This is a genomic window from Pseudomonas sp. RL, from assembly GCF_000647775.1.
Classification (GTDB): Bacteria; Pseudomonadota; Gammaproteobacteria; order Pseudomonadales; family Pseudomonadaceae; genus Serpens; species Serpens flexibilis.
In genome coordinates, this window is the sequence record NZ_JBOY01000041.1 from 23,809 (window position 1) to 44,667 (window position 20,859).

The 20,859-nt window shown below is 64.0% G+C and carries 20 protein-coding genes; 9 read left to right on the plus strand and 11 right to left on the minus strand.

Features of this window, described 5'->3' with window-relative positions; all coding sequences use genetic code 11:
• Positions 1-77: 77 nt before the first annotated feature.
• The 6 genes from odhB to sdhC all read right to left on the minus strand — a co-directional run bounded on the left by odhB (position 78) and on the right by sdhC (position 7,652).
• Positions 78-1,289 (minus strand): 2-oxoglutarate dehydrogenase complex dihydrolipoyllysine-residue succinyltransferase, encoded by a 1,212-nt coding sequence (gene odhB / locus AS93_RS0107750; protein WP_027590088.1) that lies wholly within the window; start codon positions 1,287-1,289, stop codon positions 78-80.
• A 44-nt stretch (positions 1,290-1,333) separates the two neighbouring features.
• Positions 1,334-4,165, minus strand: a complete 2,832-nt coding sequence (locus AS93_RS0107755) for a 2-oxoglutarate dehydrogenase E1 component (RefSeq protein WP_027590089.1) — start codon at positions 4,163-4,165, stop codon at positions 1,334-1,336.
• 243 nt (positions 4,166-4,408) lie between these two features.
• Positions 4,409-5,128 carry a succinate dehydrogenase iron-sulfur subunit gene (locus AS93_RS0107760; protein WP_037008717.1) on the minus strand — a complete coding sequence of 240 codons (720 nt, stop codon included), beginning with the start codon at positions 5,126-5,128 and terminating at the stop codon, positions 4,409-4,411.
• Between the two features lie 11 nt (positions 5,129-5,139).
• Positions 5,140-6,912, minus strand: coding sequence for a succinate dehydrogenase flavoprotein subunit (gene sdhA / locus AS93_RS0107765; protein WP_027590091.1), 1,773 nt, complete (start codon positions 6,910-6,912; stop codon positions 5,140-5,142).
• A 3-nt stretch (positions 6,913-6,915) separates the two neighbouring features.
• The gene (sdhD, locus tag AS93_RS0107770; RefSeq protein ID WP_027590092.1) at positions 6,916-7,284 is read right to left on the minus strand and encodes a succinate dehydrogenase, hydrophobic membrane anchor protein; all 369 of its coding nucleotides are present in this window, start codon (positions 7,282-7,284) and stop codon (positions 6,916-6,918) included.
• On the minus strand, positions 7,278-7,652 hold the full coding sequence (gene sdhC / locus AS93_RS0107775; RefSeq protein ID WP_027590093.1) for a succinate dehydrogenase, cytochrome b556 subunit: 375 nt from the start codon (positions 7,650-7,652) through the stop codon (positions 7,278-7,280). Before sdhC ends, sdhD begins: the two co-directional genes overlap by 7 nt.
• A 358-nt stretch (positions 7,653-8,010) precedes the next feature.
• Here sdhC and gltA point away from each other — a divergent pair, with 358 nt between their 5' ends.
• Complete coding sequence (gene gltA, locus AS93_RS0107780) at positions 8,011-9,297, plus strand: citrate synthase (protein WP_027590094.1); 1,287 nt, start codon at positions 8,011-8,013, stop codon at positions 9,295-9,297.
• 65 nt (positions 9,298-9,362) lie between these two features.
• Here gltA and AS93_RS0107785 read toward each other — a convergent pair whose 3' ends face one another.
• The gene (locus AS93_RS0107785; protein WP_051587387.1) at positions 9,363-9,974 is read right to left on the minus strand and encodes an START domain-containing protein; all 612 of its coding nucleotides are present in this window, start codon (positions 9,972-9,974) and stop codon (positions 9,363-9,365) included.
• A 28-nt stretch (positions 9,975-10,002) separates the two neighbouring features.
• Positions 10,003-10,254, minus strand: a complete 252-nt coding sequence (locus AS93_RS0107790) for a YkgJ family cysteine cluster protein (RefSeq protein WP_027590096.1) — start codon at positions 10,252-10,254, stop codon at positions 10,003-10,005.
• A 158-nt stretch (positions 10,255-10,412) separates the two neighbouring features.
• On the opposite strand from AS93_RS0107790, the gene AS93_RS0107795 reads away from it, so the two are divergent.
• The 3 genes from AS93_RS0107795 (at position 10,413) to AS93_RS20935 (ending at position 11,591) form a co-directional block, all read left to right on the plus strand.
• A complete protein-coding gene (locus AS93_RS0107795; RefSeq protein WP_027590097.1) occupies positions 10,413-10,955 on the plus strand; it encodes an exonuclease domain-containing protein in 543 nt (180 codons plus the stop codon).
• Between the two features lie 75 nt (positions 10,956-11,030).
• Positions 11,031-11,312 (plus strand): pyrimidine/purine nucleoside phosphorylase, encoded by a 282-nt coding sequence (locus AS93_RS0107800; RefSeq protein WP_027590098.1) that lies wholly within the window; start codon positions 11,031-11,033, stop codon positions 11,310-11,312.
• A gap of 102 nt (positions 11,313-11,414) precedes the next feature.
• Complete coding sequence (locus AS93_RS20935; protein WP_169745305.1) at positions 11,415-11,591, plus strand: PA1571 family protein; 177 nt, start codon at positions 11,415-11,417, stop codon at positions 11,589-11,591.
• Between the two features lie 3 nt (positions 11,592-11,594).
• Here the strand turns inward: AS93_RS20935 and pdxB are convergent, their stop codons facing one another.
• On the minus strand, positions 11,595-12,737 hold the full coding sequence (pdxB, locus tag AS93_RS0107810) for a 4-phosphoerythronate dehydrogenase PdxB (protein ID WP_027590099.1): 1,143 nt from the start codon (positions 12,735-12,737) through the stop codon (positions 11,595-11,597).
• 112 nt (positions 12,738-12,849) lie between these two features.
• On the opposite strand from pdxB, the gene AS93_RS0107815 reads away from it, so the two are divergent.
• Positions 12,850-14,235, plus strand: coding sequence for an MATE family efflux transporter (locus AS93_RS0107815; protein WP_027590100.1), 1,386 nt, complete (start codon positions 12,850-12,852; stop codon positions 14,233-14,235).
• A 14-nt stretch (positions 14,236-14,249) separates the two neighbouring features.
• On the opposite strand, the gene tusA is transcribed toward AS93_RS0107815, so the two are convergent.
• Positions 14,250-14,489, minus strand: coding sequence for a sulfurtransferase TusA (tusA, locus tag AS93_RS0107820; protein WP_027590101.1), 240 nt, complete (start codon positions 14,487-14,489; stop codon positions 14,250-14,252).
• Positions 14,490-14,557: 68 nt separating this feature from the next.
• Here tusA and AS93_RS20940 point away from each other — a divergent pair, with 68 nt between their 5' ends.
• The 3 genes from AS93_RS20940 (at position 14,558) to AS93_RS0107835 (ending at position 19,182) form a co-directional block, all read left to right on the plus strand.
• Entirely contained in the window at positions 14,558-14,725 is a 168-nt protein-coding gene (locus AS93_RS20940) for a hypothetical protein (protein WP_169745306.1), read from the plus strand.
• Between the two features lie 73 nt (positions 14,726-14,798).
• Positions 14,799-17,477: an aconitate hydratase AcnA gene (gene acnA / locus AS93_RS0107830; RefSeq protein WP_027590103.1), complete on the plus strand. Its 2,679-nt coding sequence runs from the start codon at positions 14,799-14,801 to the stop codon at positions 17,475-17,477.
• 136 nt (positions 17,478-17,613) lie between these two features.
• Positions 17,614-19,182: a PAS domain-containing methyl-accepting chemotaxis protein gene (locus tag AS93_RS0107835; RefSeq protein WP_027590104.1), complete on the plus strand. Its 1,569-nt coding sequence runs from the start codon at positions 17,614-17,616 to the stop codon at positions 19,180-19,182.
• Here AS93_RS0107835 and AS93_RS18930 read toward each other — a convergent pair.
• A complete protein-coding gene (locus AS93_RS18930) occupies positions 19,179-19,880 on the minus strand; it encodes an alpha/beta family hydrolase (RefSeq protein ID WP_155956119.1) in 702 nt (233 codons plus the stop codon). The two genes, AS93_RS0107835 and AS93_RS18930, sit on opposite strands and share 4 nt — an antisense overlap.
• A 91-nt stretch (positions 19,881-19,971) precedes the next feature.
• Between AS93_RS18930 and AS93_RS0107845 the strand changes: the two genes are divergently transcribed.
• Positions 19,972-20,859, plus strand: an 888-nt coding sequence (locus AS93_RS0107845; RefSeq protein ID WP_027590105.1) for a cbb3-type cytochrome c oxidase subunit I, incomplete at its 3' end; no start/stop codon positions are given.

Sequence of the window (20,859 nt, forward strand, 5' to 3'; positions counted from 1 at the left end):
CTCTTCGAAAATTGCGAAGTCCACAAACGGCAGAGCCCGGACATGCCGGGTTCTGCCTGACGCGAATCACACGTCGATCAGATGTCCAGCAGCAGGCGCGCCGGGTCTTCCAGCAGATCCTTGAGGGTGACCAGGAAGGTGACCGCTTCCTTGCCATCCAGCAGGCGGTGGTCGTAGGACAGCGCCAGGTACATCATCGGCAGAATCACCACCTGGCCGTTCACGGCCATCGGGCGCTCCTGGATCTTGTGCATGCCGAGGATGGCGGACTGCGGCGGGTTGACGATCGGGCTGGAGAGCAGCGAACCGAACACACCACCGTTGGAGATGGTGAAGGTGCCACCGGTCATTTCCTCGATGGTCAGCTTGCCTTCCTTCGCCTTGCGGCCGTAGGCAGCGATGCCGCCTTCGATTTCCGCCAGGCTCATGAACTCGGCGTTGCGCAGCACCGGTACCACCAGGCCACGGTCGCTGGACACGGCCACGCCGATGTCCTGGTAGCCGTGGTAGACGATGTCGTTACCGTCGATGGAAGCATTGACCACCGGCTGGCGCTTCAGCGCCTCGACAGCCGCCTTGACGAAGAAGGACATGAAGCCCAGACGCACGCCATTGTGCTTCTTCTCGAACAGGTCCTTGTACTTGGCGCGCAGGTCCATGATCGGCTTCATGTTGACTTCGTTGTAGGTCGTCAGCATTGCCATGGAGGACTGGGCCTCGACCAGACGCTGGGCCACCTTGGCGCGCAGACGGGTCATCGGCACGCGCTTCTCGACGCGGTCGCCGGCAGCGAAGACCGGAGCGTCGGCAGCCGGAGCGGCAGTCTTGGCAGCCGGAGCGGCGGCCGGCTTGCCGGAAGCGGCAGCAACGGCGTCTTCCTTGGTCACGCGACCACCCTTGCCGGTGCCTTCGATGCTGTTGCGGTCGACGCCGGCTTCGTCGGCGATCTTGCGGGCGGCCGGAGACAGGATCTTGTCTTCGGCAGCAGCGGCCGGAGCGGCGGCGGCTGCCGGGGCAGCAGCAGCGGCCGGAGCCGGAGCGGCGGCCACGGCGCCAGCGTTCAGGGTGCCCAGCACTTCGCCGGAGAGAACGGTCTCGCCCTCGCCCTTGATGATTTCACCGACCACGCCATCGGCTTCGGCCAGCACTTCCATAACAACCTTGTCGGTTTCGATGTCGACGATCAGTTCGTCGCGCTTTACGGCTTCGCCCGGCTTCTTGTGCCAGGTGGCAACGGTGCCGTCGGCAACCGATTCCGGGAAGGCGGGGGCTTTGATCTCAATAGCCATGTGATGAATTCCTGTCTTTCCGATACTACGTTCGAGAACGTGGGTTAGATATTGAAGGCGTCATGCAGCAGTTTTTCCTGCTGCTCGGCATGCATCGACGGGTAGCCGCAGGCCGGAGAAGCGGAGGCCTCGCGGCCGGCGTACTCCAGGAACAGGCCCTTCTGATGCGCGCTGGCGACACGACGCATGTGGTGCTGCGAGCAGTACCAGGCGCCCTGGTTCATCGGTTCTTCCTGACACCAGATCACCTTCTTGAGGTTCTTGTAGGGCGCGATGATCTCGGCCAGATCCTCTTCCGGGAACGGGTACAGCTGCTCGATGCGCACGATGATGGTGTCGTCGCGGCCTTCGTTGCGGCGCTTGGTCAGCAGGTCGTAATAGACCTTGCCCGAACACATGATCAGGCGCTCGACCTTGGCCGGATCGACGGCGTCCACTTCCGGGATCACGGTCTGGAAGGAGCCTTCGGCCAGATCTTCCAGGGTCGAGATGGCCAGCGGGTGGCGCAGCAGCGACTTGGGCGTCAGGGCAATCAGCGGCTTGCGCAGCGGGCGAACCACCTGGCGACGCAGCATGTGGTAGACCTGTGCCGGGGTGGTCGGCACGCAGACCTGGATGTTGTGCTCGGCGCACAGCTGCAGGTAACGCTCCAGACGCGCGGAGCTGTGCTCCGGACCCTGGCCTTCATAACCGTGCGGCAGCAGGACGGTCAGACCGCACAGGCGGCCCCACTTGGTCTCGCCGCTGGAAATGAACTGGTCGAACACTACCTGGGCACCGTTGGCGAAGTCGCCGAACTGGGCTTCCCAGATCACCAGCGCGTTGGGCGTGGTGGTGGCATAGCCGTATTCGAAGGCCAGGACGGCTTCCTCCGACAGGAAGGAGTCGTACAGGTCGAAACGCGGCTGACCCTCGAACAGGTTCTTCAGCGGGATGTAAGTGGTTGCGTCCTTCTGGCTGTGCAGCGCGGCATGGCGATGCGAGAAGGTGCCGCGGCCGACGTCCTGGCCGGTCATGCGCACCGGGTGGCCGTCATGCAGCAGCGTGGCGTAGGCCAGGGTTTCCGCATAGCCCCAGTTGATCGGCATGGCGCCGGCGGTCATCTTCTGGCGGTCTTCGTAGACCTTGCCAACCTGGCGCTGTACCACGAAGCCTTCCGGAATGCGGGTCAGGCCAGCGGCAATCTCGCGCAGCTTGTCCAGCGGTACACGGGTATCGTGGCGAGCGGTCCAGGCATGGCCCAGGTAGGGAGTCCAGTCCACGAACAGGTCGGGGTTCGGCTCCTTGACCAGGCTCTTCACCACGTGCTGGCCATTGTCCAGGGCGGTGCGGTACTCGTCGATCTTGGCCTGCACGTCTTCGTTGGTTTGTGCACCGGCCTTGATCAGGGCATCGGCATACAGCTCACGGGTGGTGCGCTGCTTGGCAATCTGCTGGTACATCAGCGGCTGGGTGCCGCTCGGCTCGTCGGCCTCGTTGTGGCCACGACGGCGATAGCAGACCAGGTCGAGCACCACGTCACGCTTGAACTGCATGCGGTAGTCGACGGCCAGCTGGGTGACGAACAGGACGGCTTCCGGATCATCGCCGTTCACGTGCAGGATCGGCGCCTCGATCATCTTGGCCACGTCGGTAGCGTACTCGGTGGAGCGCGCATCCTGCGGGTTGCTGGTGGTGAAGCCGACCTGGTTGTTGATGACGATGTGGATGGTCCCGCCAGTCTTGAAGCCGCGGATCTGCGACATCTGGAAGGTTTCCATCACCACGCCCTGGCCGGCGAAGGCCGCGTCACCGTGGATGGAGACCGGGAGAACCTTGTCGCCATTCGGATCGAGACGACGGTCCTGGCGGGCACGCACGGAGCCCTCGACCACCGGGGAGACGATTTCCAGGTGCGACGGGTTGAAGGCCATGGCCAGGTGCAGTTCGCCACCCGGGGTGGTGACGTTGGACGAGAAGCCCTGATGGTACTTCACGTCGCCGGAGGACAGACCCTCGACCTTCTTGCCTTCGAACTCGTCGAACAGGTCGCGCGGGTTCTTGCCGAAGGTGTTCACCAGCATGTTCAGACGGCCGCGGTGGGCCATGCCGATGACGATTTCCTTCATGCCGTAGGAGCCGGAACGCTGGATGATCTCGTCGACCATCGGGATCAGGCTTTCGCCGCCTTCCAGGCCGAAGCGCTTGGTGCCCGGGTACTTGGTGCCCAGGTACTTCTCCAGGCCTTCGGCTGCAGTCAGGCGCTCCAACAGATGAGCCTGCGCATCACGCGAGTAGGTGGGGCGACCACGCACGCTCTCCAGACGCTGGGCGAACCACTTGCGCTGCTCGGAGTCAGTGATGTGGTTGAACTCGGCGCCGATGGTGCGGCAATAGGTATCTTGCAGGGACTGGACAATCTCGCGCAGAGTTGCCGCTTCCTTGCCAATGAACAGCTCGCCCGTCTGGAAGGTGGTATCCAGATCGGCGTCGGTCAGCCCGTAGTTCTGAATGGTGAGATCGGCCGGCACCTGGCGCTGCCACAGACCCAGCGGGTCGAGCTTGGCGGCCTGATGGCCACGGGCGCGGAAGGCCTGGATCAGGCGCAATACCTGGACTTGCTTCTTCTCGTGCTCGCTGCTCACGCTGGCGGCAGAAGCTGGCTGCGCGCGGCGCTGGTTCTTGGCAAGCAGGACGAAGTGATCGCGAATGGGCGAATGCGGAACGTCAGTCGTGTTGCCGCCATCGTTGGGCAGCTTCTGGAAATAGGTGCGCCACTCTTCGGGCACAGCGTTGGGGTCGTGCAGATAGAGCTCATACAGCTCCTCGACATAGGCAGCGTTACCACCGGAAAGGTGGGCACTGTTCCACATGCGCTGCATTACGCTTTCTTGCATGCTTGGTCACCCTCGATAAGGGAACACCATCGGCGTGGAAACCGCAGCACGGCGTGCCTGAGCAACTGGTTAAGCCACTACGGGACCCCGCAGATAGACCGGGTTTTTACCGGATGCCCCTGATAGCCATCATTTACTTTTCAGGAAGGGTCCAGTGCTTTGTGAGCTCCGGACCCGCTTAAAACTACGCTGCCGGGGTTAGCCGACAGCGTAGAGGTACAGCCTGGGTACGATCCCGAGGGATCAGGTACCGCTTTGCAGCAGCATGTTACGGATGTGACCGATGGCCTTGGTCGGGTTCAGACCCTTGGGACATACGTTCACGCAGTTCATGATGCCGCGGCAACGGAAGACGCTGAACGGGTCATCCATGGCCGCCAGACGCTGTTCGGTCATCGTGTCACGGCTATCGGCCAGGAAACGATAGGCCTGCAGCAGCGCGGCCGGGCCCAGGAACTTGTCCGGGTTCCACCAGAAGGACGGGCAGCTGGTCGAGCAGCACGCGCACAGAATGCATTCGTACAAGCCATCCAGCTTCTCGCGGTCTTCCGGGCTCTGCAGACGTTCGATGGCCGGAGCCGGCGTGTTGTTCTGCAGGTACGGCTGCACCTTCTCGTATTGCTTGTAGAAGATGCTCATATCGACGGCCAGGTCACGGATGACCGGCAGACCCGGCAGCGGGCGGATCACCAGCTTGCCGTTCTTCACCACGCTGGACAGCGGGGTGATACAGGCCAGGCCGTTCTTGCCGCTGATGTTCATGCCGTCGGAACCGCAAACGCCTTCACGGCAGGAGCGACGGTAGGAAAAACCTTCGTCCTGTTCCTTGATCAGCGCCAGCACGTCCAGGACCATCAGATCCTTGCCGTCGATCTCGACGTTGAAGTCCTGCATGTAGGGAGACGCATCGCGCTCCGGGTTGTAGCGGTAAACGCTTACTTGCAAAGTCTTGGGCAGAGACATTCACATCACCCTTAGTAAGTACGTACTTTCGGCTCGAACGCCGGCACAGTCTTCGGTGCGAAGTTGACGGCGCGCTTGGCGACGCGTTTTTCGCCCGGGAAGTACAGGGTATGGCACAGCCAGTTCTGGTCGTCGCGCTCTTCGTAGTCTTCGCGGGCGTGGGCACCACGGGACTCGGTACGGGTATCGGCAGCGATGGCGGTTGCTTCAGCCACTTCGAGCAGGTTCTGCAGCTCGAGCGCTTCGATGCGCGCGGTGTTGAAGGCCTGGCTCTTGTCGTTGATCTTGACGGTGGCGATGCGCTCGCGCAGCTCGGCCAGCTGGGCGATGCCCTTCTTCATGTATTCGCCGGTACGGAATACACCGAAGTAGTTCTGCATGCAGCTCTGCAGCTCGCGCTTGAGCGGGGCCACTTCCTCACCGGAGGTACGCTCATTGACGCCGGCCAGACGCTTCAGGGAAGCCTCGATGTCGGTCTCGCTGGCGCTGCGCGCCTCGACACCTTCCTTCAGCGCCTTCTCCAGGTGCAGACCAGCGGCACGACCGAACACCACCAGGTCGAGCAGCGAGTTGCCGCCCAGTCGGTTGGCACCGTGTACGGATACGCACGCCACTTCACCCACAGCGAACAGGCCTTCGACGATCTTGTCGTTGCCGTTGGCGTCCTGGGTGATGGCCTGGCCATGAATGTTGGTGGCAATGCCGCCCATCATGTAGTGGCAGGTCGGGATAACCGGAATCGGCGCAACAACCGGGTCGACATGCGCGAAGGTCTTGGACAGTTCGCAGATACCCGGCAGGCGGCTGTGCAGCACGTCCTCGCCCAGGTGGTCCAGCTTCAGCAGCACGTGATCCTTGTTCGGACCAACACCGTTGCCGGCGATGACTTCCTTGACCATGGAACGGGCGACCACGTCGCGACCTGCCAGGTCCTTGGCGTTCGGAGCATAACGCTCCATGAAGCGCTCGCCGTGGGCGTTGATCAGGTAGCCACCCTCGCCACGGCAACCTTCGGTCACCAGCACGCCGGCACCGGCGATACCGGTCGGGTGGAACTGCCACATTTCGATGTCCTGGACCGGCACACCAGCACGCAGGGCCATGCCCACGCCGTCGCCGGTGTTGATCAGGGCGTTGGTGGTGGACGCATAGATGCGGCCGGCGCCACCAGTAGCCAGGACCACGGCCTTGGAGCGGATGTAGACGGTTTCGCCAGTCTCGATGCAGATGGCGATGATGCCGACGATGGCGCCGTCCTGGTTCTTCACCAGGTCCACGGCGTACCACTCGTTCAGGAACGAGGTACCGTTCTTCAGGTTGGCCTGGTACAGGGTGTGCAGCAGGGCGTGACCGGTACGGTCAGCCGCGGCACAGGTACGAGCTGCCTGACCACCCTTGCCGAAGTCCTTGGACTGGCCGCCGAACGGGCGCTGGTAGATGCGCCCCTGCTCGGTGCGGGAGAACGGCAGACCCATGTGCTCGAGCTCGAACACGGCCTCCGGCCCCACGGAACACATGTACTCGATCGCGTCCTGGTCACCGATGTAGTCGGAGCCCTTGACGGTGTCGTACATGTGCCAGCGCCAATCGTCGTTCGGGTCGGCCGAAGCGATGGCGCAGGTGATGCCGCCCTGGGCGGACACGGTGTGCGAACGGGTCGGGAAGACCTTGGTCACCACGGCAGTCTTGTGACCACCCTGGGCCAGTTGCAGCGCGGCGCGCATGCCGGCGCCACCGCCACCGACGATGATGGCGTCGAAGGAAAGAGTGCGAATGCTAGACATGGATCAGATACCCCACAGAATCTGCACGCCCCAGACGAACAGCACAAACTGCAGCACGCCGCAGGCCGCCTGGAAGAAGAAGCGCAACACGGTTGCCCAACGACCGAAAGCCATCGGCGTCAGGTAGTCAGTCGAGATGGTCCACATGCCGACCCAGGCATGCACCACCGTCGCCAGCAGCGCCAGCAGACTGAAGATGCGCATCGCATTGTGGGAGAACAGACCATGCCAGTCGGCGTAGGTCAGGCCTGGATTGAGCAGCACGAAGCCGAGCAGAAAAATGAAATACGCAGCCAGCACGACCGCGGAGACGCGCTGAGCCATCCAGTCATAGAGGCCGGAGCGCGAAAAGTTAGTGACGTTGGTTACCATACCCACACCCCAGCCAGGACAATCAATACTACGGCAACGGCAATGACGATCTTCGAGCCGAGCTTGCCGCCCTCCAGCGTCTCACCGACGCCGGCATCCATGAACAGGTGGCGAATCCCGGCCACCAGGTGGTACAGCAGAGCGGACAGCAGACCCCAGATCACCAGCTTTGCCAGCGGACTGGCCAGGCACGCCTTCAGCTCTTCGAAGCTCTCCTCGGACGCCAGGGACATATCGAGCCCGTAAAGGAGCACGACGAGCCCGAGGAACAGGATCACGCCGGAGATGCGGTGAAGGATGGACGTGTAAGCGGTGACAGGGAGCTTGATAGTCCTAAGGTCTAGGTTTACTGGTCGTTGGCTATTCACGGCTTCTTTTCACACTTTGAGCCCCAGGAAGCAGGGCGTTGTTGTTGGGAAGTGCACTGGTCAGGTACCCACCCACATGGAGTGCAACCGCCAAAACACAGGCGCTATGCCCATGACGGCCGGCTACGGAGTATAGACAGTTAGCCCACTAATGACAACGCGACGCGCCGCCACTAAAGGCGAATGGCTAGCCCCAAAAGAATGCCGTAAAAAGTCCACCCTGCCCCCATGAAAGACGCCGGAACCCCTTCATTTTTCAGGGGTTACGCAAATTGACATTCAAGTTTATCGCTCTATAGTGATGCCGGCCCTGCATGGGGGGCTGCTGATGATTCCAAGCATAACCAGGAGGCCACTCATGGCTGACAAAAAAGCGCAGTTGATCATCGAGGGCGCCGCCCCCGTAGAACTGCCCGTCCTAAGCGGTACCATCGGGCCCGACGTCATCGACGTCCGCAGCCTGACAGCCACGGGCAAATTCACTTTCGATCCCGGTTTCATGTCCACCGCTTCCTGCGAGTCGAAGATCACCTATATCGACGGCGACAAGGGCGTCCTGCTGCACCGCGGCTATCCGATCGAACAACTGGCGGAAAAGTCCGATTACCTGGAAACCGCCTACCTGCTGCTCAACGGCGAGCTGCCGAATGCCGAGCAGAAGGCCAAATTCGTCAACACCATCAAGAACCACACCATCGTTCACGAGCAGCTGAAGTCCTTCCTGAACGGCTTCCGTCGCGACGCTCACCCGATGGCCGTGATGTGCGGCATCGTAGGCGCCCTGTCGGCGTTCTACCACGACTCGCTGGACATCAACAATCCGCAGCACCGCGAGATTTCCGCACACCGCCTGATCGCCAAGATGCCGACCATCGCGGCCATGGCGTACAAGTATTCGATCGGCCAGCCGATCATGTATCCGCGTAACGACCTGAACTACGCGGAAAACTTCCTGCACATGATGTTCAACACCCCGGCCGAGATCAAACCGATCAGCCCGGTGCTGGCCAAGGCCATGGACCGCATCTTCATCCTGCATGCGGACCACGAGCAGAACGCCTCGACTTCCACCGTTCGTCTGGCTGGCTCCACGGGCGCCAACCCGTTCGCCTGTATCGCTGCCGGCATCGCTGCCCTGTGGGGACCGGCCCACGGCGGCGCCAACGAAGCCGTGCTGACCATGCTGGACGAGATTGGCGACGTTTCGAACATCGACAAGTTCCTGGCCAAGGCCAAGGACAAGAACGATCCGTTCAAGCTGATGGGCTTCGGCCACCGCGTGTACAAGAACTTCGACCCGCGCGCCAAGGTCATGAAGCAGACCTGCGACGAGGTTCTGGGCGAGCTGGGTATCAATGACCCGCAGCTGGAACTGGCGATGAAGCTGGAAGAGATTGCGCTGAAGGACCCCTACTTCGCCGAGCGCAACCTGTACCCGAACGTGGACTTCTACTCCGGCATCATCCTGAAGGCCATCGGCATTCCGACCAGCATGTTCACAGTGATCTTCGCCATGTCCCGTACCGTGGGCTGGATCTCGCACTGGAAGGAAATGATCGAAAGCGGCCAGAAGATCGGTCGCCCGCGCCAGCTCTACACTGGCCACGAGCGTCGCGACTTCGCTCCGCTGAACCAGCGCGGCTGATCGCTCGGACGCCAAAAGAAAAGGCTGCCCATGGGCAGCCTTTTCTGTTTTCGGCACCCCACCCTTTAACGAGCGCTTTCCGCCAGACTGCGCAACCCGTTGAGCGTGTTGAACGGGGCATCGATCACGAAACTATTGGCAAGCCAGGAGGGCACGCTGCCACCCGGCTCGCTATACAGCTGATACGTCACCTTCACCAGCCCACCGTCCAACGGCTCCAAACGCCAGTAACCCTCGACACGGGTCACACGCACATAGCCCTTTTCTTCCGGGAGCATGTCTGGCACGCCTTTTAGATGGCGCACCAGAGTACCGCCCTCCTCCTCGGTGGTCACCTCGATCACGGAATCACGCGGGGTAACCGGCCAGGGCGTGCTGAAATAGGTGTGCGTCCAGGCTTTGCTGCCTTCCCGCCGGATCATTTGCTGCGCCTTGCATTGATGGATCCACGCACAGGAACCCTGAACGTCTTCCTGCAGTGCACGAATCCGGGCCATGCTTGCCCGAATGACCGTCTCGCCTCGATAGGCCTTGTAGGCAGAACCAGGCACCGCAGCCAGGTAGACCCTGATCCCCTGCTCGTCCTTCACCAGCTCCCAATCCTGAGCGCTCACCGCGCCACCGAACAACACCAGGGACAACCCCAGCATCAGGGGCCTGCACGTAGACACGAGCATGATTTCTCTCCTTTTCGTTGTGGGGGGCTCAGGCAGTGGACTGCTCCAGCCAGCCCAGAAGCTGAATCGCCTGCTCGGCGGTTTCCCCGCAGAATGCCTCGTCAGCCTCGAAGGCCGAACACACGCGTGGCCGCTCCGGCTTTCCGAACAGCGCGCAGAGGCCTGCCTCGCTCAGGTGAATACATCGCTCACCGGCCTTCTTGCCACGCGGCATGCCGGGAATGAACGAGCTGATGGAGGGGGCTATGCAGCAAGCGCCGCAACCTGCACGGCATTTCATGACGATGACTACTCGACACTCGAACAGAGGGGGCCGCGATTTTACTGCCAGCCCATCCGTTGTCACAGGCATTGCATCCAGCCGATCAGCCCCACCCTTGGTCGATTTGCCGACCGGGACCGACACCGCCATACTCCGGCCAGCCCGATGGAGGACGTATGCGACATTGGCTGGTTATCGACCTGGAAGCCACCACGGATGAAGGTGGCTGGCCACTGCGAGACATGGAGATCATCGAGATCGGCGCCACCCTCGCCACCAGCGAGGGCCACGAAGTCGCCCATTTCCAGCGCCATGTCCGACCGCTGCGGCGCCCCTGCCTGACGAGCTTCTGCAAGGACCTCACGCATATCGACCAGCAGCAGATCGACAGCGCCCGGACCCTCGCGCAACTCTGGCCGGCCTTCGAAAGCTGGCTGCTGGCCCAAGGCTCCCGCCTGGCTGGCTGGGCCAGTTGGGGCGACTACGACCGCCGCCAGCTCGAGCAGGAATGGCAGGCGCAAGGCCTGCAAAGCCGCCTTCAGCAGTTTCCCCACCTGAACCTCAAGCAGTCCTTCGCCAGCAGTCGACAGCTGACCCGCCCGGTCGGTCTGAACATGGCCCTGATGCTGGCCGGCATGCATTTCCAGGGCCGCCAGCACCGCGCCCTGGAAGACGCACGCAACGCCGCACGCCTGCTACCCCTGGCCCTGCCGCATTAAACACGGGAACCCGGTGACGCCGATCGGACGCTTCGGCATACTGGCGCGCCCTTTTTTCCGTATAGGAAACGCCCCATGTTCAAGGTCAACGAATACTTCGACGGCAAGGTCAAATCCATCGCCTTCGAACAGGCCGAATGCCCTGCCACCGTCGGCGTGATGGCACCCGGCGAGTACGAGTTTGGCACCAGCCAGAAGGAAATCATGAAGGTCGTGGCCGGCGCCCTCACTGTGCGCCTACCAGGCAGTGAAGCCTGGGAAACCTTCGAGGCCGGCAGCCAGTTCAGCGTACCGGCCAACAGCAAGTTCCAGCTAAAGGTCGCCGTGGATACCGCCTACCTCTGCGAGTACTACTAAAGTCTCGTGGGCGGGCGGTATCCCGTCCGCCCGCCCTGGTCGTCATCTGGATTTCATCTAGATTGAACAAGCTATGGAATCCAGCGACCAGGAGATGGACACATGAACCTGAACAACAACGCCACCCAGCCTGTACCCACCCACCTCCCCGCCGACTGCTTTGCGTGTGCAGTGATCGATGAGCAGGGACGCGAAGTACCCATCACCGAAGCCATGATCCAGCAGGCCTGCCGCGCCCTCGATCAGGAGCCCGATGAGGATGAGCCCACCCAGGGGTGAGGCTCAGACCAGCCTGGCCCCCAGCGCACGAACCAGCGCAGCCAGTTGCGGGGCCTGGCCCAGCAACTCGACCCTGAGGCCATCGATTTCCCGGCGTGGCGGATAATGCTTGCGCAGCGCGTCGAAGCCGGCGCGACGCATGTCCTCGTCGCCTCTCAAGCTGCGCCGAAAATCGGCGGAGTCGCGCCGCGGATCGTAGACGGCCCGACACAGGGCAGACAGCGCCCAGTCGGGGTCCGCACCGGCGTGCAGGGTCAATTGCGATAGCCAGGGCTCGGGCAATAGCGCCTCCAGCTCCAGCGGCGCCAGCATGCCCAGGTGTGCGCAGAGCGCGCGGTAGATCTGTGCAGTGCCGCGCGCCTTGCCTTCCAGGCTGTAGCCCGCGATGTGGGGGGTGGCGATCCGGCATCGCTCGGCCAGTGCCACATCCACGAGCGGCTCACCCTCCCAGACATCCAGCACCGCCTCGACATCGGGCCGCTGCAGGAGCAGCGCATGCAGGGCCTGGTTGTCCACCACCGCGCCGCGGCTGGCATTGATCAGCCAACTGCCGGGACGCAGCCGGGCCAACCGCTCGGCATTCAGCAGATGGCGCGTCGGCCACCGGCCTGCCGAGGTGAGCGGTGTATGCAGACTGATTACATCGCACTGCGCCAGCACCTCGTCCAGATCGACATAATCGCCACCCTCGCGCTCCGCGCGCGGCGGGTCGCAGACCAGCACCCGACAACCCAGCCCGCGCAACACCTCCACCAGCCGCGCACCCACCTGACCGGCGCCCACCACTCCGTAGCAGCGCTCCCGCAGTGGCGAGCCCGCCACCTCGGCCAGCGCCAGCAGGCTGCCCAGCACGTAATCCACCACTCCACGGGCATTGCAGCCCGGCGCGCTGGCCCACGCAATGTTGGCGGCGGCCAGATGATCGAGGTCGAGGTGGTCGGTGCCTATGGTGCAGGTGCCGACGAAGCGCACCGGGCTACCCTGCAGCAAGGCGGCATCCACCCGGGTCACCGAGCGCACCAGCAGCACATCGGCTTCGGCCAGGGCATCAGCGCTGAACGCGCGCCCCGGCTGACGGCGGATCTCGCCGAATTCGGCGAAGAAGGCTTCGACCAGGGGTATGTTTTCGTCGGCAAGAATGCGCATGCTCGGACTCCTCGGAGGGGGCGCCAGTTTAGTCCTTTGCCCTTGCGACCCCTACCCTTTCTTCGCCTGGGTGCGCGGCGTAGAATCCCCGCCTTTTCCCTGTCGCCGTCCCATGAGCCATATGAACCGCGTTTCCCGCGTCGGGCACGAACTGAGCGCACTGCTCGCCCTCGCTACTCCCATCATCATCGCCCAGGTGGCGCATACCGCCATGGGCGCCGTCGATGCCGTGATGGCTGGCCGGGTCAGCGCCGCCGACCTGGCGGCCGTGGCCTTGGGCAACTCCGTCTGGATTCCCCTCTACCTGCTGATGACCGGCATCCTGATGGCAACCACCCCGAAGGTGGCCCATCGCTTCGGCGCCGGCAAGCTGGCAGAAATCGGGCCGCTGGTGCGCCAGGCGCTCTGGCTGGGATTGGCGATTGGCCTGCTGTTCGCATTTCTACTGACCCAGGCCAGGCCCGTGCTGAATGCCATGCAGCTCGACCCCGGATTGATCGAGCCCACCCTCGGCTATCTGCAGGGGGTAGCGTTCGGCTTTCCCGCCGCCGCCGTCTACCAGGTGCTGCGCTGCTACAGCGACGCCCTGAGCCACACATTGCCGAGCATGATCATCGGCCTGCTGGGCCTGCTGGTTAACATCCCGCTCAACTATGTGCTCATCCACGGCAAGCTGGGCTTGCCCGCCCTGGGCGGCGTGGGCTGCGGCTGGGCTACCGGGCTGGTGATGATCGCCATGCTGGCGGCCATGCTCACCTGGGTCAACCGCTCGCCCATCTACCGCTTCAGCGAACTGTTCAAGCATTTCGAGCGCCCACGCTGGCCACTGATCCGAGCACTGCTGGCGGTGGGCGTGCCGATCGGAATCGCCATCTTTGCCGAGTCGAGCATCTTCTCGGTCATCGCCCTGCTGATCGGCAGCCTCGGTGACACCGTGGTGGCCGGCCATCAGATCGCCCTCAGCATCTCGTCGCTGGTGTTCATGGTGCCCCTGTCCCTGGGCATGGCGGTCACCGTGCGCGTGGGCCAGGCCCTGGGCCGCAACGCGCCACGCGACGCACGCTTCGCCGCGGCCCTGGGGATCGGCGTGGCACTGGGCTACGCCTGCTTCTCGGCCATGCTGATGATGGTATTTCGCGAGCAGATTGCCGGGTTCTACTCGCCGGACCCGGCGGTGGTCGCCCTGGCCAGCACCCTGCTGATCTATGCCGCGCTCTTCCAGTTTTCCGACGGCATACAGGTTTCCGCCGCTGGCGCCTTGCGTGGTTATCAGGACACTCGGGCGGTGATGCTGATCACCCTGCCCAGCTACTGGGGCATCGGTCTGACGGTGGGCTACCTGCTGGGGCTCACCGACCTGCTCGGCGCCCCCAGCGGCCCGGCAGGCCTATGGCAGGGCCTGATCGTCGGCCTGAGCTGCGCGGCGCTGGTGCTCGGCTGGCGACTGCATGTGCGCGCAGGCCGCGCGATCCACCGGATGGCACCGACACAGGAATAGCCCGTGTCGGCAGCTCAATCGGCCTTCTTGCGAATCCAGTAGAGGAACTGGCCGGCATCCTCGCGCTGCTCGACCAGCTCATGGCCAAGAAACACGCAGAACTTGGGGATGTCACGACGGGTCGAGGGATCGGTGGCAATGACCTGCAGCAGGCCGCCGGCCTGCAGGTCGCGCACCTTGTTGTGCAGCATCATCACCGGTTCGGGGCAGTTCAGCCCGCTGGCGTCGAGAATCGCGTCGGGTTGCAGGGACATCGTGATACTCCGGAAACAGGCGGCTATTGTGGCGCAAAGCGGGCATTACGCCCAGCCGGAGGAACGTCATGCGCGACTGGTGCGTCAAGCGTCTGGATGACAACGGCAACGAATGCCTGGTGCGCGAACGCCTGACCCGGGCCGAGGCCGAACACCTGGCCCGCGACTACCAGGCCCGCGGCCACAAGCAGACCTACTGGGCAGCACCCATGCCGCCCACACCGCCGCGCTCGTGAGCCGCGCGGGAACCCTTGGCCCGCCCGGTCGGTCCAGAGCAGAACCCGTGGCACGACTTCCAAGGATCACACCATGCCAGCCCTGGACAGCCTGAATTGTTGCCGCACCCTGCAGGTCGGCAAGCACACGTATCACTACTACAGCCTGCCGGAGGCCGGGAACAGCCTGGGTGATATCGCACGCCTGCCGCTCTCGCTCAAGGTGCTGCTGGAGAATCTGCTGCGCTGGGAGGATGGCCGGACGGTACGCCGGGAGGACTGCCAGGCCATCGCCGACTGGCTTCGCGAGCGCCGCTCGGAGCACGAGATCCAGTACCGGCCGGCACGGGTGCTGATGCAGGACTTCACCGGCGTGCCGGCGGTGGTCGACCTGGCCGCCATGCGCGACGCCACGGCCAGGGCGGGCGGCGATCCCCGGCAGATCAACCCGCAGATCCCCGTGGACCTGGTCATCGACCACTCGGTGATGGTCGACCGTTTCGCCGATCCGAGCGCGTTTGCCGACAACGTGGCCATCGAGATGCAGCGCAACGCCGAACGCTATGCCTTCCTGCGCTGGGGTCAGCAGGCATTCGCCAACTTCCGCGTGGTGCCGCCGGGCACCGGCATCTGCCACCAGGTCAACCTCGAGTACCTGGCCGATGTCGTGCGCAGCGAGACCGATGACGGTCGTATGCTGGCCTTCCCCGACAGCCTGGTGGGCACCGATTCGCACACCACCATGATCAACGGCCTCGGCGTGCTCGGCTGGGGCGTGGGCGGCATCGAAGCCGAGGCGGCGATGCTCGGCCAACCGGTGTCCATGCTGATTCCGGAGGTGGTGGGCGTGAGGCTCACCGGTCGGTTGCGCGAAGGGGTGACCGCCACCGACCTGGTGCTCACCGTCACCCAGATGCTGCGCAAGCATGGCGTGGTCGGCAAGTTCGTGGAGTTCTACGGTCCCGGGCTGGACGCCCTGCCGCTGGCCGACCGCGCGACCATCAGCAACATGGCGCCGGAATATGGCGCCACCTGCGGCTTCTTCCCGGTGGACAGGATCACCCTCGACTACCTGCGCCTGACCGGTCGCGATGCGTCGCGCATCGCCCTGGTGGAGGCCTACTGTCGGGCCCAGGGCCTGTGGCGCGACAGTGCCAGCCCCGAGCCCGAGTTCAGCGAAGCCCTGCACCTCGATCTGGACAGCGTGCAGCCCTCGCTGGCCGGCCCGAAACGGCCGCAGGATCGCGTCAACCTTCCGGACATGCGCGCCAGCTTCGATCTGCTGCTGGAAACCAGCGGCCGGAGCGCGCAGATGCAGAGCGAATTTCCGGTGCCGGGAGAGTCTTTCGGCTTGCGTCACGGGGCGGTGGTCATTGCCGCCATCACGTCTTGCACCAACACCTCCAATCCCAGCGTGCTGATGGCCGCCGGACTGCTGGCCAAGAAGGCGGTGGAGCGTGGCCTGCAGCGCAAGCCCTGGGTGAAGTCCTCGCTGGCGCCCGGCTCCAAGGTGGTGACCGACTACTTGGAAAAGGCCGGCTTCACGCCCTATCTGGAGCGACTGGGGTTCTACCTGGTCGGATATGGCTGCACCACCTGCATCGGCAACTCGGGCCCACTGCCGGACCCCATTGCCCAGTGCATCACCGACCAGGACCTGATCGTCTGCTCGGTGCTTTCCGGCAACCGCAACTTCGAAGGCCGCGTACATCCCCAGGTCAAGGCCAACTGGCTGGCTTCGCCGCCGCTGGTGGTGGCCTTCGCTCTGGCCGGAACCACGCGCATCGACCTGCTGAGCGAACCACTGGGCCACGACCCGCAGGGCCAGCCGGTGTACCTGCGCGACCTGTGGCCCAGCAACGCAGAAGTGGCCGCCGCCGTGGGCGCCGTCGAAGGCGAGATGTTCCGCCGCGAATATGCCGACGTGTTCAGCGGCGACGAGGCCTGGCGCAGCATGCCGCTGGCCAGCGGCGACACCTATGCCTGGGACCCGCACTCCAGCTACGTGCAGCACCCGCCCTATTTCAAGCGCATCGACCAGCCTCTGGAGCCACCGGCGGACATCCTCGGCGCGCGCATCCTGGCGCTGTTTGGCGACTCGATCACCACCGACCACATCTCCCCCGCCGGGAACATCAAGGCCACCTCGCCGGCCGGCCTCTACCTGCAATCGCTGGGCATCGCGCCCCGGGACTTCAACTCCTACGGCTCGCGGCGCGGCAATCACGAAGTGATGATGCGCGGCACCTTTGCCAACATCCGCATCCGCAACGAGATGCTGGCGGGCGAGGAAGGCGGCTACACCCTGCATCATCCGGGCGGCGAGAAGCTCTCCATCTACGACGCGGCCATGCGCTACCAGCGCGAAGGCGTGCCACTGGTGGTGATTGCCGGGCAAGAGTACGGCACCGGCTCCTCCCGCGACTGGGCGGCCAAGGGCACCAACCTGCTGGGCATCAAGGCGGTGATCGCGGAAAGCTTCGAGCGCATTCATCGTTCCAACCTGATCGGCATGGGCGTGCTGGCCCTGCAGTTCATGGCCGGCCAGAATCGCCACAGCCTGGGCCTGACCGGTGATGAAGTGCTGAACATCCGGGGTCTGTCCGCCTCGCTGGCGCCCCGCCAACAACTGACGGTGGACGTCACCCGCCGCGACGGCTCGCAGGACAGCTTCCCCGTCCTTTGTCGCATCGACACCCAGAACGAAGTGGATTACTTCATGCACGGCGGCATTCTGCACTTCGTTCTTCGCGAACGCCTCGGAAGTCCATGACCAGGATCAATTCCGAATGAATGAAGTGTCAGGAACTCTGGCGCACACTTATTCATTTATGTTTTTTTGGCGTCAGCCGATTTACTCATGTCATGACTTTCCCCGGTGGACACTACGTCACCGCATGGATCCCAGAATGCGCAAGAATTTGCCTGTCACTCAGCGCGAACGCACCTTCCCGGCCGAGCAGCGACTGATTTCCACCACTGACCTGAAAGGTCAGATCACCTACTGCAACGATGCCTTTGTGCAGATCAGCGGCTTCAACCGCGAGGAGCTGCAGCGCGCGCCGCACAACCTGGTACGCCACCCGGATGTGCCGCCGGCGGTGTTTGCGCACATGTGGCAAACCCTCAAGTCGGGGCGCCCGTGGATGGGCATCGTCAAAAACCGCTGCAAGACCGGCGACCACTACTGGGTGAACGCCTACGTGGTGCCGATCCTGGAAAACGGCAAGGTGGTCGGCTACGAGTCCGTGCGCAGCAAGCCGAGTGGCGAGCAGATTCGCCGCGCCGAAGCCCTGTACCGACGCATCAACGGCGGCAAGCCGGCAGTACCTCGCCGGGCCCGCTGGCTACCGGTGCTGCTCAACTGGCTGCCGTTCATCCTGGTCAGCCAGATCGGCTTCGCCGTCGGCGCCTGGCTGAACAGCGGCTGGGGCTTTGCCCTGGCCGCCCTGCTGAGCATTCCCCTGGGGCTGGCCGGTCTCTACTGGCAGACCCGCGGCCCGCGCCGCCTGCTGGGTGTGGCCAAGAGCCAGGGCATCGCCGATCCGCTGATCGCCCGCATGTACACCGATGGCCTGGGTATCAGCTCGCAGCTGGAAATGGCCATGATCAGCCAGCATCTGCATTTGCAGACCTGCCTGACCCGCCTGCAGGACACGGCAGAGCAGCTGACCCGCCAGGCCAGCCAGGCCGACCAGTTGGCGCAGAACAGCTCCAGCGGCCTGCAGAACCAACTGAGGGAAACCGAGCGTGTCGCCGAATCGATCCGCCTGCTCAGCAGCGCCACCCACGAGGTGGCCAGCCACATCGGGCAGACCGCCGAGGCCACCCGCAACGCCAAGGCGCTGGCCGACCAGGGACGCCTGATCGCCGAGCAGGCCAGCCGCGCCATCGAACAGCTGTCGCAGGCCGCCGGCCATTCCAGCGCCACCGTGGCGCGCCTGGCCCAGGACAGCAGCGAAATCGGCGGCGTGGTGGATGTCATCAAGGGCATCACCGACCAGACCAACCTGCTGGCCTTGAACGCCGCCATCGAAGCGGCGCGCGCCGGCGAAATGGGCCGCGGCTTCGCGGTGGTGGCCGACGAGGTACGCCTGCTGGCCAGGCGCACCGCGGATTCCACAGAACAGATCCACCAGCTGATCGCCACGCTGCAGCGCACCGCCGAAGAGGCCGTGCAGGCCATGGAAGACAGTCGCCGCCAGGCCGACGACAGCGTCGCCCAGGTACTGAATGCGGATCGCGCCCTGGCCGGCATCGGCGAAGCCGTGCACCGCATCGCCGACATGGCTGGGCAGATCGCCACCGCCGCGGAGCAACAGAGCACCACCGCCGGTGAAATCAACCGCAACATCGACACCATCGCCCTGCTGGCGGAGCGCACCGCCGGCGAAGCGGCCGGCACCGCGCAACTGAGCAAGGAGCTGACCGCCACGGCGCGCGGCCAGCATGCCCTGGTGGAGCGCTTCAACCGCTAGCGGGAGTTGCCCGACAGTAAAGCCGCGATCACCTCGGCGCAGTGCTGCAGATGCTGCGCCTGGGTGAAGCCTGAGCTTTTGAGCGGTTTCAGATCATGGTCGGCGGCGGCCAGCCAGTCCAGGCGGATGCTCGCCGACAATCGATAGGTTTCAACCTCCGGCCGTGATCCCAACGCATCCCGCTCGCCTTGCAGGATGAGGGTCGGCGTGCGCAGTTCCGCCAGGTGCTCGACGCGGGTCTTCTCCGGCTTGCCTGCGGGATGGAACGGATAGCCCAGGCACACCAGCGCGTCGACCCGCAACTCATCAGCCAGCAGACTGGCCATGCGCCCACCCATGGACTTGCCACCGATGGCCAATGGCCCCGTGACCTGTTGCCGCACCTGGGCGTGCACCGCGCGCCAAGCGTCCAGCAAACGCGCCTGGGGATCCGGCGGGCGACGCATGCCACCGAGGCGCCGCGCAGCCATGTAGGGGAACTCGAAACGCACCACGGCAATCCCGCACGCCCCTAGCCTCTGGGCGATCTCCTCCATGAACGGGCTGTCCATAGGCGCCCCCGCGCCATGGGCCAGGATCAGCGTCGCACCTGGACTCCCGGCCGGTCTCGTCCATAACCATGCCGCTTCGTCCGCCGCCCGGGCGGGTCCGAGAGGACATTGATCCGGGTCAATATGCTGGCAATAGCGTTTCACCATCCTTCACTCCGCTGCAAAACCCGTCGATTCCTGGCCTCCAGGAGATGGCAGACGCAGCACTCTGCCCAAAACCGTGGATGGAAGCCCATACATGAACACAGCAACCAGTACCGCCTATAACTACAAGGTGGTCCGCCAATTTGCCATCATGACGGTGGTGTGGGGCATCGTCGGGATGCTTGTCGGCGTCCTGATCGCCGCCCAATTGGCTTGGCCCGCCCTGAACCTCGACCTCCCCTGGACAAGTTTCGGCCGCCTGCGCCCACTGCACACCAACGCAGTGATCTTCGCATTCGGTGGCTGCGCCCTGTTCGCCACCTCCTACTACACCGTGCAACGCACCTGCCAGACCACCCTGTTCGCACCCAAGCTGGCCGCGTTCACCTTCTGGGGCTGGCAGCTGGTGATCCTGCTCGCCGCGATCTCCCTGCCCCTGGGCTGGACCGGCGGCAAGGAATACGCCGAACTGGAATGGCCGATCGACATCCTGATCGCCGTGGTCTGGGTCGTTTACGGCATCGTGTTCTTCGGCACCCTGCTGAAGCGCAACGTCAAACACCTGTACGTCGGTAACTGGTTCTTCGGCGCGTTCATCATCGTTGTGGCGATGCTGCACATCGTCAACAACCTGGAGATGCCGGTCACCTGGACCAAGTCCTACTCCCTGTACTCCGGCGCCACCGACGCCATGGTGCAGTGGTGGTATGGCCACAACGCCGTGGGCTTCTTCCTGACCACCGCCTTCCTCGGCATGATGTACTACTTCGTACCGAAGCAGGCTGGCCGTCCGGTCTACTCCTATCGCCTGTCCATCGTGCACTTCTGGGCGCTGATCACCCTGTACATCTGGGCCGGCCCGCACCACCTGCACTACACCGCACTGCCGGACTGGGCCCAGTCCCTCGGCATGGTGATGTCCCTGATTCTGCTGGCTCCGAGCTGGGGCGGCATGATCAACGGCATGATGACCCTCTCCGGC